Annotated in this window: 14 protein-coding genes; 6 read left to right on the top strand and 8 right to left on the bottom strand. The window is 63.2% G+C overall.

Translation table 11 applies throughout. The annotated features are described in order from the left end of the window. Positions 1–14: 14 nt before the first annotated feature. Entirely contained in the window at positions 15–1,112 is a 1,098-nt protein-coding gene (cel5A, locus tag Mame_RS00340) for an endoglucanase Cel5A (RefSeq protein ID WP_155121994.1), read from the top strand. Between the two features lie 6 nt (positions 1,113–1,118). Here the strand turns inward: cel5A and epmA are convergent, their stop codons facing one another. Next, the gene (gene epmA, locus Mame_RS00345) at positions 1,119–2,189 is read right to left on the bottom strand and encodes an EF-P lysine aminoacylase EpmA (RefSeq protein WP_018063498.1); all 1,071 of its coding nucleotides are present in this window, start codon (positions 2,187–2,189) and stop codon (positions 1,119–1,121) included. 133 nt (positions 2,190–2,322) lie between these two features. Between epmA and efp the strand changes: the two genes are divergently transcribed. Next, on the top strand, positions 2,323–2,892 hold the full coding sequence (gene efp, locus Mame_RS00350; RefSeq protein ID WP_018063497.1) for an elongation factor P: 570 nt from the start codon (positions 2,323–2,325) through the stop codon (positions 2,890–2,892). 354 nt (positions 2,893–3,246) lie between these two features. On the opposite strand, the gene hisG is transcribed toward efp, so the two are convergent. The 4 genes from hisG to Mame_RS00370 form a co-directional block, all read right to left on the bottom strand. Continuing rightward, entirely contained in the window at positions 3,247–3,936 is a 690-nt protein-coding gene (gene hisG / locus Mame_RS00355) for an ATP phosphoribosyltransferase (protein WP_018063496.1), read from the bottom strand. Further along, entirely contained in the window at positions 3,933–5,072 is a 1,140-nt protein-coding gene (locus tag Mame_RS00360) for an ATP phosphoribosyltransferase regulatory subunit (protein ID WP_018063495.1), read from the bottom strand. Before Mame_RS00360 ends, hisG begins: the two co-directional genes overlap by 4 nt. Positions 5,073–5,150: 78 nt before the next feature. Further along, positions 5,151–5,513 carry a VOC family protein gene (locus tag Mame_RS00365; RefSeq protein ID WP_018063494.1) on the bottom strand — a complete coding sequence of 121 codons (363 nt, stop codon included), beginning with the start codon at positions 5,511–5,513 and terminating at the stop codon, positions 5,151–5,153. Positions 5,514–5,532: 19 nt separating this feature from the next. Continuing rightward, on the bottom strand, positions 5,533–6,903 hold the full coding sequence (locus tag Mame_RS00370; RefSeq protein ID WP_018063493.1) for an aspartate aminotransferase family protein: 1,371 nt from the start codon (positions 6,901–6,903) through the stop codon (positions 5,533–5,535). 367 nt (positions 6,904–7,270) lie between these two features. Here Mame_RS00370 and Mame_RS00375 point away from each other — a divergent pair, with 367 nt between their 5' ends. From Mame_RS00375 to Mame_RS00390, 4 genes are all read left to right on the top strand, one after another. After that, positions 7,271–8,455, top strand: coding sequence for a M24 family metallopeptidase (locus tag Mame_RS00375; protein ID WP_018063492.1), 1,185 nt, complete (start codon positions 7,271–7,273; stop codon positions 8,453–8,455). 3 nt (positions 8,456–8,458) lie between these two features. After that, positions 8,459–9,616 carry an acetylornithine deacetylase gene (argE, locus tag Mame_RS00380; protein WP_018063491.1) on the top strand — a complete coding sequence of 386 codons (1,158 nt, stop codon included), beginning with the start codon at positions 8,459–8,461 and terminating at the stop codon, positions 9,614–9,616. Continuing rightward, the gene (locus Mame_RS00385; RefSeq protein WP_018063490.1) at positions 9,613–10,269 is read left to right on the top strand and encodes a GntR family transcriptional regulator; all 657 of its coding nucleotides are present in this window, start codon (positions 9,613–9,615) and stop codon (positions 10,267–10,269) included. Before argE ends, Mame_RS00385 begins: the two co-directional genes overlap by 4 nt. Before the next feature lie 492 nt (positions 10,270–10,761). Continuing rightward, a complete protein-coding gene (locus Mame_RS00390) occupies positions 10,762–11,973 on the top strand; it encodes a GTP-binding protein (RefSeq protein WP_018063489.1) in 1,212 nt (403 codons plus the stop codon). A 6-nt stretch (positions 11,974–11,979) separates the two neighbouring features. Here Mame_RS00390 and dgcA read toward each other — a convergent pair whose 3' ends face one another. The 3 genes from dgcA to Mame_RS00405 form a co-directional block, all read right to left on the bottom strand. Next, a complete protein-coding gene (gene dgcA, locus Mame_RS00395) occupies positions 11,980–12,966 on the bottom strand; it encodes an N-acetyl-D-Glu racemase DgcA (protein ID WP_018063488.1) in 987 nt (328 codons plus the stop codon). Next, the gene (dgcN, locus tag Mame_RS00400) at positions 12,963–13,964 is read right to left on the bottom strand and encodes an N-acetyltransferase DgcN (RefSeq protein WP_018063487.1); all 1,002 of its coding nucleotides are present in this window, start codon (positions 13,962–13,964) and stop codon (positions 12,963–12,965) included. Before dgcN ends, dgcA begins: the two co-directional genes overlap by 4 nt. A gap of 229 nt (positions 13,965–14,193) precedes the next feature. Next, entirely contained in the window at positions 14,194–15,627 is a 1,434-nt protein-coding gene (locus tag Mame_RS00405; RefSeq protein WP_018063486.1) for a mannose-1-phosphate guanylyltransferase/mannose-6-phosphate isomerase, read from the bottom strand. Positions 15,628–15,661: the final 34 nt, after the last annotated feature.

Here is a 15,661-nt window from a genome sequence, read left to right on the forward strand (position 1 = left end):
CCGGAGTTTTGTGAATGCCAAGTCTGAAAGGGTTTTTGCCGTGCCCCAGCGCCTCTGCCAGCCTCAGGAAGCTGTTTTTTACAGCGGCGGTTTCGCTGACCGCGCTTTCGGTCTCCGTTCAGGCCGGCATGGCCGCGGCTTGTGAGATGAGCCTGCGCGGCATCAATGTCGCCGGCGCCGAGTTCGGCAAGCCGGGCGATCCCTACGGCGAGGGCTATATCTATCCCACCAAGGAAACCATCGACTCGCTTGCCAGCGACAAGTTCAACGCCATCCGCCTGCCCTTCCTGTGGGAAAGGTTGCAGCCGCAGCTCAACGGCATTCTGGATGACACGGAATTGTCGCGCATTCAGCAAACGGTGGACGACGCCCATGCAAACAACATGGTGGTAATCCTCGATCCCCACAATTACGCGCGCTATCGCGGCGAGGTGATCGGCAGCCCCAATGTGCCGGTCGCGGCCTTTGCCGATTTCTGGAAGCGCCTCGGCGCGGTGTTTGCCAATGACGAGGATGTGATCTTCGGCCTGATGAACGAGCCGCATGATATCGAGGCGGCGGACTGGCTGACGGCGGCCAATGCGGCGCTGAAATCGATCCGCGATATCGGTGCCGGCAATCTCGTGCTCGTGCCCGGCACCGCCTGGTCGGGCGCCCATAGCTGGAGCCAGAGTTTCTACGGCAACTCCAACGCCTCCGTCATGACGGGCGTACAGGACCCCGTCGACAATTTCGCCTTCGAGGTGCACCAGTATGCCGATGACGATTTTTCGGGCAAAGCCGACAATTGCAATCAGATCGACGGCGCCGTCAGCGCGATACAAAGTTTCACCAGCTGGCTGAACGCCAATGATTATCAGGGCTTTCTCGGCGAGTTCGGCACCACCGACCAGCTCTCCTGCCTCAAGGGGTTGAAGCAGATGGTCGACATCATCGAGCAAAACCCCAAGGCCTGGATCGGATGGGCCTACTGGGCAAGCGGCGAATGGTGGCCGAAGAATTCGCCGATGATCATCCAGCCGGATCTGCGCAATGGCGGCAAGGCGCAGCTCACCACGCTGCAGCCGGTCCTGAACGAGCCGGACACGCGGCTTGCCTGCAACGCCCACTAAAATCTTCTAGCTTCCGGCCACGGGCGCCCATAGCACGTCCTCGATGCGGCGGGCTCCGGTGGCGAGCATCGCCAGCCTGTCGAAGCCGAGCGCGATGCCGCTTGCGGGCGGCATGATCCTGAGCGCGTCGAGAAAATCCTCATCGATCGGATAGGTTTCGCCGTAGATGCGCTGCTTTTCCGCCATGTCTGCCATGAAGCGTCGGCGCTGTTCGTCGGCATCGATCAATTCGCCGAAGCCATTGGCAAGCTCCACGCCGCAGACATAGAGCTCGAAGCGCTCGCTGATCCGCGGATCGGTTTCGCTCCTGCGCGCAAGGGCCGCCTCACAGGCGGGATAGGCGTCAAGCACCGTCGCCGCCCCGTGGCCGAGTTCCGGCTCGACCTTTTCCACCAGCACGCGCGAGAACATGTCCGACCAGCTATCATCCGGGCCATAGCGAAGCCCCGCCTTGTCGATGCGGGCGGCAAGGGCCTCGCGGTCTCCCTCCCCTTCATCGCTGATGGTCGCCAGAAGATCAATCCCGGCATAGCGCTCGAAGGCCTCGGCGACGCTCACCCGCTGGATGGCAGCGAACGGGTCGCAGGCACTGCCGCGCCACGAGAACTGCGTCGCCCCCACGGCCTTTGCCGCCAGCGCCAGCAGCGCCTGGCAATCGGCAAACAACCGCTCATAGGGTGCATTGGCGCGATACCATTCCACCATGGTGAATTCGGGATGGTGCAGCGGCCCGCGCTCTCGATTGCGATAGACGCGGGAGAAGCACACCAGCCGCTCCTCCCCCGCCGCGAGCAGTTTCTTGGCGGTGAATTCCGGCGATGTGTGGAGATACATCGGCCGTCCAGCGCCGTCATTGCCAATCATGTTGGCGGCGAAGGCATGGAGATGAGTCTCGTTTCCGGGCGAGACCTGCAGCGCCGGCACATCGGCCTCGATGAAATCCTCGGCGGCAAACCAGCCGCGCATCGCCGCCATCATCCGGTTGCGGGCGAGGAGCGCCGGCCGGCGGTCGGCATGGCGGTCGGGCCGCCACCACGCTCCGTCGTGCGCCTGTCCGTTGTTTGTCGGCTTGTTCATAAGGGTTTCCAAGGCCTCACAGGCGGGTCTAAGCGTTTGGCACTGGCATTCGGGTGCAATTTGCGTTAGTCCCGCTCTCACAATTCACAAAGGATTGCGGCCAGAGGCCGCGCTTTGAAAGCAAGGAAGTTTCATGGTCAAGGTCATCGCCTCGTCGCTGCGCAAGGGTAATGTCGTCGATGTCGACGGCAAGCTCTATGTCGTGCTCACCGCCCAGAATTTTCACCCCGGCAAGGGCACGCCCGTTACCCAGGTGGACATGCGCCGGATCGCCGACGGCGTCAAGGTTTCGGAGCGCTGGAAGACGACGGAACAGGTCGAGCGCGCCTTTGTCGAGGATAATAATCACACCTTCCTCTACAGTGATGGCGAAGGCTTTCACTTCATGAACCCGGAGACCTACGACCAGCTCACCATGAGCGCGGACGATGTCGGCGATGCCGCAGCCTATCTCTCCGAAGGCATGACGGTGGTCCTGTCGATCCACGAAGGCATTGCGATCGCCCTCGAACTGCCGCGTCAGGTGACGCTCGAAATCACCGAGACCGAGCCGGTGGTCAAGGGCCAGACGGCCTCGTCCTCCTATAAGCCGGCGATGCTTTCCAACGGCCTGCGCACCATGGTGCCACCCCATATTGACGCCGGCACCCGCGTGGTCATCCTCACCGAGGACGGCTCCTACGTGGAACGCGCCAAGGACTGAGAATGTTCAGATCCACAGGTCTGTCAGCAAACAATCTCTCCCCTTGAGGGAGAGATGCCCCGACAGGGGCAGAGAGGGGTGAACCCTCTCCGAGAGTACAGCGTTTGTGGCTTTCGAAACTGCCGTTCAAGATTCACCGCAATCGCCGGTGGCGTAACCGCATAGCCCCCAAGTCTTCTCGCCCCGGAGAGGAGAGATGTCGCGAAAGCGACAGTGAGGGGGGAGTCTATCACCACGAACGCCCTCACGATTTGAAACGCTGCTTCACCCTCACTGCCCCTGTCGGGGCATCTCTCCCGCCAGCGGGAGAGAGTATTGGGAGCAAGCCGCCAAATCACATGCTTTCGCTTGTCCTCACCCGCGCATCGCCGCAACAATCTCGGCAACCACCGCATCCCCCTCATGCTCGCTTTTTTTCGCGCGCATGAAGCAGGCTTCCGATTTCAGGATCAGCCCGTCGGACAGGATCTTCAGGTGGTTGGCTCTCAGCGTCGAGCCGGTGGAGGTGATGTCGACGATGATATCGGCCTGGCCGGCCATCGGCGCGCCCTCGGTGGCGCCGAGGCTTTCGACGATGCGGTAGAGCTGGATGCCGTGGGTGGCGGTGAAGAACTGCTGCGTCAGCCGCCAGAACTTGGTGGCGATCGCCAGCCGGCGGCCATGACGGCTGCGGAATTCGGCGGCGACGTCGTTGAGATCGGCCATGGTATCGACATCGAGCCAGATTTCCGGCACGGCGACCACGACATCGGCCTGACCGAAGCCGAGGCGGGATACGATCTCGACGCGGGCATCGGCATTGGCGACATTCTCGCGCACGACATCCTCGCCGGTGACGCCGAAATCGACAGCGCCGCTGCCGACCTCGCGCGCGATCTCGGAGGCCGAGAGAAACGCGATCTCGATATCGCCGCGACCTTCGATCTGGCCGCGATAGGAGCGGCTGTTGCCATTGGTCGCGACCGTGAGGCCCGCCGCCTTCAGCGCCTGTTCCGCGCCTTCCTTGATGCGCCCCTTGGAGGGCAGGGCAATGGTGACGGTCATCGGATATCCTCGGCTTGGCTGCCTGCCCGCTCGATCCGGTCGAGCCAGAGCGAGAACCCGACCGCCGGAATATGCCCGCTTGCGCCGAGCAGCGTCAGCAGCCGGTCATAGCGCCCGCCGCCGGCCAGCAGTGCCGCGCGCGGGCCGGCTTCCGTGATCTCGAAGACGAGGCCGGTGTAATAGTCGAGCGGCCGCCCGAAGGCGGCGCGATAGGTGATGTCGGAAACGGCAACGCCACTTGCCGCAATCGCCACGATCCGGTTTTCGAAGGCGGCAATCGCTGAACCAATGTCGAGGCCGAATTTCTCCGCAAAACCGGTGAGCGCCGCCGACGCCTGATCGAGACCGATATCGAGCGACAGGAACGTCGTGAGCGCGTGCAGCGCCTCGGCATCAAGGCTGGTGACCGACAACGCCAGCTTCTCCTTCAGCCGCCGGGCGATTTCCTCCGGGCTGCGGCTGGCATTGGTGGAATAGCCGGTCGCCTGCATGGTCTCGTCGATATGGGCGATCAGCCCGGCCTCGTCGCCATCGGCGAGAAAGCCCGCGACCCGCCGGTCAAGACCGCCGACAGGCTGCGGCCGGGCAAGGGCGTCGAGCAGCGTTTCCAGCCGCTTCTGATTGCCGAAGGCATGGATCAGCCGCTTCTGCCAACCGCCCGGCAGGCCGAGCGCGCCAACGACCGCCTCGAACAGATTCTGGTCGCCGAGCGTGACCGCAAGTGGCGATTCCGGCAGACATTCGCGCAGGATACCGAACGCATCGGCAATCGCGCGGGCATCGGCCTTTGCGAAATCCGCACTGCCGAGATCCTCGATCCCGGCCTGAAAGAACTCGGACGCCCCGTCATCGCGCGCCTGTCGGAACACCATGCCGCAATAGGCATAGCGCTTCGGCGTGCCGGCATTGTTCTCGATATGGTGGCGACAGACGGGAATGGTGAATTCCGGACGCAGGCAAAGGCTCTCGCCGGTCTCGCTCTCGGTCATGAAGATGCGGCGGCGCAGCGCCTCGCCCGCCATATCCAGAAAGGGGGCCGCGGGCTGGATGACCGGTATATTGGTCAACGCCGTGTCGCGCGCCGCGAAGGCTTGAAGGATGGCGCCGGCGCAATCCGGCAGGCTGGTGGACGGCATGGATGGACGGTCTCTTCTGTTCGCCGCAACCGATGACCATCCTTTGCGGCAAATGTCAACGATTGCGGGCCGAAAAGCTCACGCGATCGCCTGCATCAACTCGATGCGGTTGCCGAAGGGATCGTAGACATAGGCGCGCAGGAAACCTTCCAGCGGCTCGTCGGTCTTCACCGCGTAGCCGGCCTTCGCGACCGTTGCGGCAAGCGCATCGACATCGTCTACCAGGATCGCCGGATGGGCCTTGCGCGCGGGCCGAAAATCATTCTCGACGCCGAGATGGATGCGCAACCCACCGGTCTCGAACCAGCAGCCGCCGCGCGGTTTCAGATTGTCGGGCTTTTCCACTTCGGGCACGCCGAGAACATCCCGATAGAAGGCGCGCGCCCGATCCTCTCCGCCTGCCGGCATGGCAAGCTGCACGTGATGGATCGCCTTCAGCATCGCGCCTCCTTTTGCGCCCCTAGCCCAGAACCGCAATCACCGCCTTCTTCGTCGCCGCCACAATCTGGTCGGCCTCTTCGCGCGTCAGGCAGAGCGGCGGGGCGTAGCCCAGGATATCGCCCTCCGGCATGGCGCGGGCGATGACGCCTTCGGAAATCAGCGCGGCGGCAAGATTGGGGCCGACCTTTTCGGACGGATCGTAGAAAGTGCGGCTTTCGCGATCCTTGACGAATTCGACGGCCATCAACATGCCCTCGCCGCGAATATCGCCGACATGGGGATGATCGGAAAGCGCGTCCTTCATGGCGGCGCGGAGATAGGCCCCGGTTTCGGCGGCATTTTTCACCAGACCCAGTTCATCGATCAGTTTCAGATTGGCAACGCCGGCGGCAGCGCCGATCGGATGGGCGGAATAGGTCCAGCCATGGCCGATCGGGCCGTTTTCATCCGTGCCCTGTTCCAGCACCTTCCAGACCTTGTCGGAAACGATGGTGCCGGAGAGCGGCGCATAAGCGGAGGTCAGCCCCTTGGCGATGGTGATCAGGTCTGGCTTGAGGCCGTAGTGATCGGAGCCGAACATCGAGCCCAGCCGGCCGAAACCGGTGACGACTTCGTCGGCGATCAGCAGGATATCGTGCTTTTCCAGCACCGCCGAGATCGCCTTCCAGTAGCCTTCCGGCGGCGGCACGATGCCGCCGGTGCCCAGCACCGGTTCACCGATGAAGGCCGCGATCGTATCCGCGCCCTCGCGCTCGATCCGCATTTCCAATTCGGCCACGCAATGGGCGACGAAATCGGCCTCGCTCATGGCGAGATCCTTGCGGCGGTAATAATAGGGCGCGGTGGTATGGAACACCCGCTCCAGCGGCAGGTCGAACTTCCTCTGGAACCCGGCAAGGCCGGTCAGCGACCCTGTCATCAGCCCGGAGCCGTGATAGCCGCGCCAGCGCGAGATGATCTTCTTCTTTTCCGGGCGGCCGAGGATGTTGTTGTAGTACCAGATGAGCTTGATATTGGTCTCGTTGGCATCCGAGCCCGACAGGCCGAAATAGACCTTGGACATATGGTCCGGCGCGCGGTCGATCACCATCTTCGCCAGATTGATCGAGGCTTCCGTGCCGTGGCCGGCATAGGCGTGGTAATAGGCAAGCTCCTTCGCCTGCTCGGCGATCGCCTCGATGATGCTTTCCTGCCCGTAGCCGACATTGACGCAATAGAGACCGCCGAAACCATCCAGCAGCTTGTTACCATCGCGATCCTCGATGAACACGCCCTTGGCCGTCTTCACGATCCGGCTCGGGCTCTCGCCGCGCGCATGCTGGGCCAGATGGGTCGAGGGATGGAAGAAATTCTCGCGGTCGAAACGGTCGAGCTGGTCGTTGGTAAGCATCGTATCCTCGTGCTGTGAAAGGGCTTGCGCGCCGTGCTGAAACCGTGTTGTATACAACATTGAGAGAGAATGCAAAGCGGAACATTCTGAGACTGAGAGGCGCGCCTCGCTCACCTCCATTTCTGAGTCATCCTCGGGCTTGACCCGAGGATCCATAGCGGCCCCTGCCACGCGCGTTGCATGGCGAATAGGCTGAGTATGGTGGAGAGAGCCGAGCCCCGCACGCATGTTCCGTGTGGAAAGTCACCTGGATCCTCGGGTCAAGCCCGAGGATGACCCGGAGAGATACGGGGCAACCTGAGAAGGTGGCCCAAGCCCTTACCGCAACGCCGTCAACAGCGTTGTGCACAACAAAACGAGGAAAGCCATGGCGGCGATGGAACTGCCCTTTTCGAAATCGGAATATGACCGCCGGCTGGCGCTGACCCGCAAGGGTATGGAGGCCTATGGGCTGGATGCACTGGTGGTGACTTCGCCCGCCGGCATGAACTGGCTGACCGGCTATGACGGCTGGTCCTTCTATGTCGATCAGGCCGTGATCGTCACCGGCGACGGCATGCCCTATTGGTGGGGTCGGCTGATGGATGCCAATGGCGCGCGTCGCACCGCCTTTCTCGATGACGACCATATCCTGTTCTATGCCGACCGCTATATCCAGGCAGATGGCATCCACCCGATGGACGACCTCGCCGAGAAGCTTGCGGGCCTCGCGCTCGACAAGGCCCGCATCGGCGTCGAGATGAACGCCTATTATTACTCCGCCGCCGGCCACGCGGCGCTCCTCAAGGGCCTGCCAAGCGCCACCATCAAGGACGGTTCGGGCCTTGTTGACTGGCAACGCGTGGTGAAGTCGGACGAGGAAATCTCCTTCATGCGCAAGGCGGCGCAAATTTCCAACAGGGTGATGACCCATGCCATGGAGATCGCCGAGCCGGGCATGAAGAAGAACCGTTTCGTCGGCGAGCTGATGAAGACCGCAATCACCGGCGTCGATGATATCTGGGGCGATTATCCGGCGATCATGCCGCTGCTGCCGTCCGGTCCCGACGCCTCCGCGCCGCATCTGACCTGGAGCGGCGACGAATTCAGGACCGGCGAGGCCACCTTCATCGAGCAGGCCGGCTGCTATCGCCGCTATCACGCGCCGCTCAGCCGCACGGTGTTTTTCGGCAAGCCGCCGCAATACATGACCGACGCGGCCGAAGCGCTGGTCGCCGGGCTGAACGCCGGGATCGAAGCCGCGCGGGCCGGCAACCGGGCGGGCGATATCGCGGCAGCGCTGGAAAAGGAACTCTGGAAGGTCGGCATCGAGCGACCCAACCGCTGCGGCTATGCCACCGGCCTCGCCTATCCGCCGGACTGGGGCGAGCACACCGTCAGCATCCGCACCATCGACGAAACCGTGCTGAAGCCGGGGATGACCCTGCATTTCATGCCGGGCCTGTGGATGGACGACTGGGGGCTGGAAATCACCGAGACCATCCTGATCACCGAAAACGGCCCGGCGGAGGCACTCTGCAGAGTCGAACGCAAGCTGTTCGTGAAGGATTGACCGTTGAGCGATCTTGCCACCGCCCGCGATATTCTCGCAGACCTCGTCGCCTTCCCCTCGGTGTCGTCAGAAAGCAATCTGCCGGTGATCGCCTATATCGCCGAGCGATTGTCGGATTGCGGCGCGCGGGTGGAAATCCTGACCGATGCCACCGGCACCAAGGCCAACCTGTTCGCAACCCTCGGCGACGACCGCCCCGGCGGGCTGATGCTGTCGGGCCACAGCGATGTCGTGCCGGTGGACGACCAGCTCTGGACCAGCGACCCGTTCACGCTTGCCGAACGCGATGGCAAGTTCTTTGGTCGCGGCACCTGCGACATGAAGGGCTTCATCGCCGCCTGCCTTGCAAAGCGGGAGACGCTGGCCGAGATCGCCGCCAGCAAGCCGATCCACTTCGCCTTCACACATGACGAGGAGGTCGGCTGCATCGGCGCGCGAGCGCTGACGGAATGGCTGTCGGAGCGCGAGGTCCGTCCCGCGCTCGCCATCGTCGGCGAGCCGACCATGATGCGGGTGATCGAGGGCCACAAGGGCTGCTGCGAATACACCGTCACCTTCACCGGCCGCTCCGGCCATTCCTCGGCTCCCGAGCTAGGCGTCAACGCGGTGGAATATGCCGCCCGCTACATCGCCCGGCTGATGGAATTACGGGAAAAGCTGATGGCGCGGGTGCCGGAGGGCTCCCGCTACCAGCCGCCCCATGCGACGCTCAATGTCGGCGCGCTCGAGGGCGGGCTGTCGCATAATGTGATCGCCCCTCGCGCGGTGCTGCGCTGGGAAACCCGGCCGGTGATTGCCGAGGACCTGTCGCTGGTCAAGGACGATATTGCCGCCTATTGCGCCCGCGACCTGCTGCCCGCCATGCGCGCGGTGGCCCCGGAAGCCGATATCGAGACGGAAGTGATTGGCGAGGCGGCGGCGCTGTTTCCGAAGAATGCAAACGCCGCCCGCGATCTCGCCTTTCGCCTCACCGGCGAGGACCGCGCCGATGTCGTGCCCTTCGGCACCGAGGCCGGTTTCTTTCAGGAAATAGGCATGGACGCCGTGGTCTTTGGACCGGGCTCGATCGACCAGGCCCACAAGCCGGACGAATATCTGAGTGCAGACCAGCTCGGCCAGTGCCTTGCCATGCTGGACCGGCTTGCGGACGCGTGGCGATGACGGCGGAGCCTGCCACCGGTCGCGACCGGCTTATCCAGATCCACGACATCATTCGCGAGCGGATCATGATGCTGGACTATCCGCCGGGCGAAAAGCTCTCGGAAGTGGCCCTTGCGAACGAATTCGGCGTGTCGCGCACGCCGCTCCGGCGCGTGCTCGCGGGTCTTGAGGATGAAGGTCTACTGCGCTCCGTCCACGGCGTCGGCACCATCGTGACCGATGTCGACTTCGATGAGCTGGCGCAGGTCTATCGTCTCCGGATGGAGCTTGTCGTGCTGATCGCCCATCTTGATCCTGCCCCGCTCACCGCCGAAACTGTTGCCGATTTTCGCGCGCTGCATGAACGCGCCCTGGCGCTGCGGCAGACGCCCGCGCCGCGCGATTTCGCCGCACTCGACCGTGACATGTTTCTCGCGATCAACCGGCTGTCGCTGAACCAGCCGCTCAGGGAAACCGGCGAACGCCTCTATTTTCGCACCGCCCGCATCTGGCTGCAGGCCATCACCGCCTCTGATATCGATCTCGAAAACGAAGCCGACATCTATTGCCGCGAGACCAAGGACATCCTCGCCGCCGTCGAGGCCGGCCAGCTCGACGCACTCAGCCACCTCCGCCGTGCCCATATTGCCATGAGCTTCGAGCGGATGCGGTAATCAGGACCGATTGAATACCATGGGGACTGTCCGCGTTTAGCGGGACTCGCCTGACTCTGTTGGCTGACAAATCCCCCCATATCCTGCTGCGTCACTGCGCTCGACCGCAGAGCGACCGTATATGGCCGCGCGGCTTGCTCCCAATACTCTCTCCCGCTGACGGGAGAGATGCCCCGAAAGGGGCAGTGAGGGTGGCGCAGCGGATCAGATCGTGAGTGCGCTCGTGTGGATAGACTCCCCCCTCACTGTCGCTGTCGCGACATCTCTCCCCGCCGGGGCGAGAAGATTTGGGGGCTATGCGGTGAGGCCATGCACGCGAGCGAAGGCCCCACAACGAGGCTCGGCCCGCGCCTGTAAAATCTGTCTCTGTTTGCCCTGCCGCCACGAGTTGACGCCAGTCGGGCTTTTGGTTATCAGTGTTACGTTATAACATTTAGTAGCCAAACGAAGACCGTTCGATTGGCATTCTCGCGCATCTTCAGGACACGACCCATGCTGCAAAACAACGACACCCGTCTTCCCGTCACCGTGCTGTCCGGCTTTCTTGGCGCGGGCAAGACTACGCTGCTGAATCACATCCTCAACAATCGCGAGGGTCGGCGGGTCGCCGTCATCGTCAACGATATGAGCGAGGTGAATATCGACGCCGATCTGGTGCGCGAGGGCGGCGCCGATCTGTCGCGCACCGAGGAAACCATGGTCGAGATGACCAATGGCTGCATCTGTTGCACGCTGCGCGACGACCTTCTGACCGAGGTGCGGCGGCTGTCGGAGGAGAAGCGCTTCGACTATCTGCTGATCGAGGGAACCGGCATTGCCGAGCCGCTGCCGGTGGCCGCGACATTTTCCTGGCGCGACGAGCGCGGCGAGAGCCTCTCCGATCTCGCCCGCCTCGACACCATGGTCACGGTGGTCGACGCGGTGAACCTGCTGCGCGAATATGGCGGTCATGAATTTCTGAAAAATCGCGGCGAGGTGGCCGGCGAGGGCGACGAGCGTACGCTGGTTGATCTTCATGTCGAACAGATCGAGTTCGCCGATGTCGTGATCGTCAACAAGGTCTCCGACGTGAGCGCTGAAGAGCGCGAAAACGTCGTCAAGATCGTCCGCGCGCTCAATGCCGATGCCAAGATCATCGAGACGGATTTCAGCCGTGTCGATCTCGACGAACTGCTCGATACCGGCCTCTTCAGCGAGGACAAGGCGAGCCAGCATCCGCTCTGGGCCAAGGAGCTTTACGGCTTCGCCGATCATGTGCCGGAGACCGAGGAATACGGCATTTCAAGCTTCGTCTATCGCGCCCGCGCGCCGTTCGATCCGCTGAAATTTGACGCGTTCACGCGGATGAATTTTCCGGGCCTGATCCGCGCCAAGGGGCATTTCTGGCTGGCGACAAGGCCGGATTTCGCCGGCGAGTTCTCGCTTGCCGGCGCGATCGTGCGCAACGTCCCGCTCGGGCGCTGGTGGGCCGCCGTTCCGCGCAGCCGCTGGCCGGACGCGCCGGACCTGCGCCGGATGATCGATAACTGCTGGCACGAGGTCTATGGCGATCGCCGGCAGGAGATCGTCTTCATCGGCGCTGGCATGGACCAGGCGGCAATCCGAGAAGCCCTCGATGACTGCCTGATCGACACCGGGCCTACGTTCAACGAACGCGATTTCGAGTTCCTGACCGACCCCTTCCCTTCGTGGACGAGAGGCTGAGGCGGACTAGCCCCACAGCACCGGCTCGGCCGGGTGCATCACCGAGCCATCGAACCGGATTGCGTTCGCGCGGTCCTGGGCAAGCAGCAGCGGCCCGTCGAGGTCGACGAAGGCCGCGCCCTCGGCCACCAGCATGGCCGGTGCCATCGCAAGCGAGGTGCCGAGCATGCAGCCGGTCATGATCTGGAAGCCCATGGCCTCCGCTTCCTGCTTCAGGAGCAGCGCCTCGGTCAGCCCGCCGGTCTTGTCGATCTTGATGTTGATCGCGTCGTATTTGCCCTTGAGATCGGCAAGCGAAGGGCGGGCATGGCAGCTTTCATCGGCGCAGACCGGAAGCGGGCGCTCGATATGGCGCAGCGCTTCGTCATCGCCGGCCGGCAACGGCTGTTCCACCAGCGCCACGCCGAGACGCACGAGTGCTGGGGCGAGCGCCTGATAGGCCGTAACGCTCCAGCCCTCATTGGCATCGACGATGATCGCGGAGTCCGGCGCGCCGGCGCGCACCGCCTCGATCCGGCCAAGGTCGTCGTCAGTCCCGAGCTTGACCTTCAGGAGCGGCCGATGGGCGTTTTCGGCGGCCTGAGCGCGCATCTTTTCCGGTTCGCCGAGCGAAATCGTGTAGGCCGTCGTCAGCAGGCCGGGCTTTTGAAGTCCGGCAAGCTGCCAGACCGGTTTGCCGCTGCTTTTCGCCGCGAAATCCCAGAACGCGCAATCGAGCGCGTTGCGCGCCGCGCCGGGCTTCATCCGGGTCTGCAAGGCTTCGCGGTCGAGCCCGGCGCGGATTTCCGCCTCCAGCGACAGGATATCGGCAATCACCCCGTCAACCGTCTCGCCGTAGCGGGCATAGGGCACGGATTCTCCGCGCCCGGTATGCGCGCCATCGGTGAGCGTGACCGTCACCACGCGGATTTCGGTGCGCGAGCCGCGCGAGATCGTGAAGGAGCCCGCAACCGGAAACACGTCCTCACGGGCGGAGACGTAAAGTCCGCTCATAGCGCCGCCAGCGCATCGGCGAGGCGTTCGGCCCCGTGGCGGAACGGATCGACCGTCGGCAGACCCATGCGCGCTTCGGTCTGCCTGCAATATTCAAGCGCCTCCTCGTCCGACATGGCGGAGGTGTTGAGCGAGATGCCGACCACCTTGCAATCCGGATTGACGATCCGCGCCATCTGCAGCGCCAGATCGCGCACCGCCTCGAGGCTCGGGAGCTGATAGTCCGGCAGGCCGCGCATATGCGGCCGGTTGGGCTCATGGCAGATCACCAGCGCATCCGGCTGGCCGCCATGGATCAGGGCCAGCGTCACGCCGGAATAGGAGGCGTGGAACAGGCTGCCCTGCCCTTCGATCAGGTCCCAGTGGTCGGCATCATTGTCGGGCGAGAGGTATTCGATCGAGCCGGCCATGAAATCGGCGATCACCGCATCGAGCGGCACGCCGCCGCCGGTGATCAGAATGCCGGTCTGTCCGGTGGCGCGGAAAGTGGCCTTCATGCCCTTCTCGCGCATCGCCCTTTCCACGCAGAGCGCGGTGTACATCTTGCCGACCGAGCAATCCGTGCCGACCGCGAGCATGCGCTTGCCGGTCCGCTTCTTGCCGTTGGCGATCGGGTACTGCACTGCGGGGATGCGCACATCATGCAGCGTGCGGCCGAGCTCCTTCGCCTTCGCGGCAAGGTCGGCTTCGTTGCGCAACAGGTTGTGCAGGCCGGAAGCAAGATCGAGACCCGCCTCCATCGCCTCGATCAGCACGCTCTTCCAGGACGGCGAAATGACGCCGCCGCGATTGGCGACGCCGATCACCAGCGTCTTCACGCCCTTGTCCACGGCTTCCGCGATCGAAAGATCGGGCAGCTTCATGTCCGCCTTGCAGCCCTCAAGCCGAAACTGGCCGACGGCATATTCGGGACGCCAGTCCTTGATGCCCTGCGCCACCTTGGCGGCAAGCCCGTCGGGCGCATCGCCCAGGAACAGAAGATAAGGAGTTTCGATCATGTGCTTGACCACCCGACAGTAAGAGAGAGTTGGGCGACGATATCGCGACACGGCGGCGGCGGTCAAGCTGAAGTAATGAAAGTTTGCGTGAATTTGCAGAAATAACGCAGAAAACGCGAAACTACGCAGGCCGAAATATCTTTTCGACGGATTTTTAAGCGAATGGCGCAATCATGCGCGCGCTCAGAAGACTAAGCCCCGCGCCGCGCGGCACGGGGCTCTGGTTCAATCAGCCGCGACCGAAATCGTCGACGATACGAATGATGTCATCCTCGCCGAGATAGGAGCCGGTCTGGACCTCGATCAGCTCCAGCATGATCTTGCCGGGATTATAGAGCCGGTGGACGGCGCCGAGCGGAATGTAGATCGACTGGTTTTCGGTGATCTGTTTCACGTCCTCGTCCACCGTCACCTCGGCCGTGCCCTTGACGATGATCCAGTGTTCGGCGCGGTGGTGATGCTTCTGCAGCGACAGCTTCTTGCCGGGCTTGACGAAAATGCGCTTTGCCTGGAAACGCTCACCCTTGATGATCGAGGTATAGCCGCCCCAGGGCCGGTAGGAGGTCGGGTGCTCCTCGGCAAGCGCCTTGGTTTCCTTGGCGCCTTTCAGCACCTTGACGATATTGCCGACATTCTGGCTGTCTTCGAGCTTGCCGACATAGACGGCATCTTCCGACGCGATCACAGCCATGCCGTCGAGCCCCTGCATGGCGACATGCATGTCGCGCGAGATCACGAGCGAATTCTGCGTGTCGAGCAGCGTCGCGTCGCCGGAGACGACATTGCCGCTTCCATCCTGATCGCCGTCCTTCCAGATCGCATCCCAGGAGCCGAGATCCGACCATGTGAAGGCCGACGGCACGACGGCGGCTTCGCTGGTCTTTTCCATCACAGCATAGTCGATGGAAATATCGGGGCACTGCGCGAAGGTTTCCTTGTCGAGGCGGGTGAAGTCGAGCTCAAGATCGCTCTCGTCCTTCAGCACCGCCTGCTCGGCGAATTCGAACACCTGCGGGGCATATTTTTCCAGTTCGCGGATCAACACCGCAACCGGGAACATGAACATGCCGGAGTTCCAAGTGTAATTGCCGGCGGCCAGCATCTCCTGAGCCTTATCCTCGGCCGGCTTCTCGACGAAGCGGGCGACCTTGCGGGCGCCGGAGGCAAGCTCCTCTCCGGCCTCGATATAGCCGAAGCCGGTGGCGGGCTCGGTCGGCTCGATGCCGAAGGTAACGAGCTTGCCGCTCCTGGCCGCTTCAAGGGCGGTGTCGATCGCGCCGAAATAATCCGCGCCCGCATCGATCTCGTGGTCCGAGGCCAGCACCTGCATGATCGCGTCCTCGCCGAAATTGGCGCGCACCATCGCGGCGGCAGCGGCGACGGCGGGGGCGGTGTTGCGCGCGATCGGTTCGAGAATGATGCCGGAGAGCTCGATATCCAGTTCGCGCGCCTGTTCGGCGGCAAGGAAGCGGAAGTCCTCATTGGTCAGGATGATCGGCGCTTCGTAGCGATCGCTGTCCGACACACGTTCCAGCGTCTTCTGGTAGAGCGTCTTCGGTCCCAGAAAGCGGATAAACTGTTTCGGCGCGGTGGCGCGCGACAGCGGCCACAGCCGCGTGCCCTTGCCGCCGGCCATGATGACGGGAACGATCTTGCTGGTCATATCGAAAAATCTCCTAATGAACTTGCTATGAAAA

This window comes from Martelella mediterranea DSM 17316 (genome assembly GCF_002043005.1).
GTDB lineage: Bacteria > Pseudomonadota > Alphaproteobacteria > Rhizobiales > Rhizobiaceae > Martelella > Martelella mediterranea.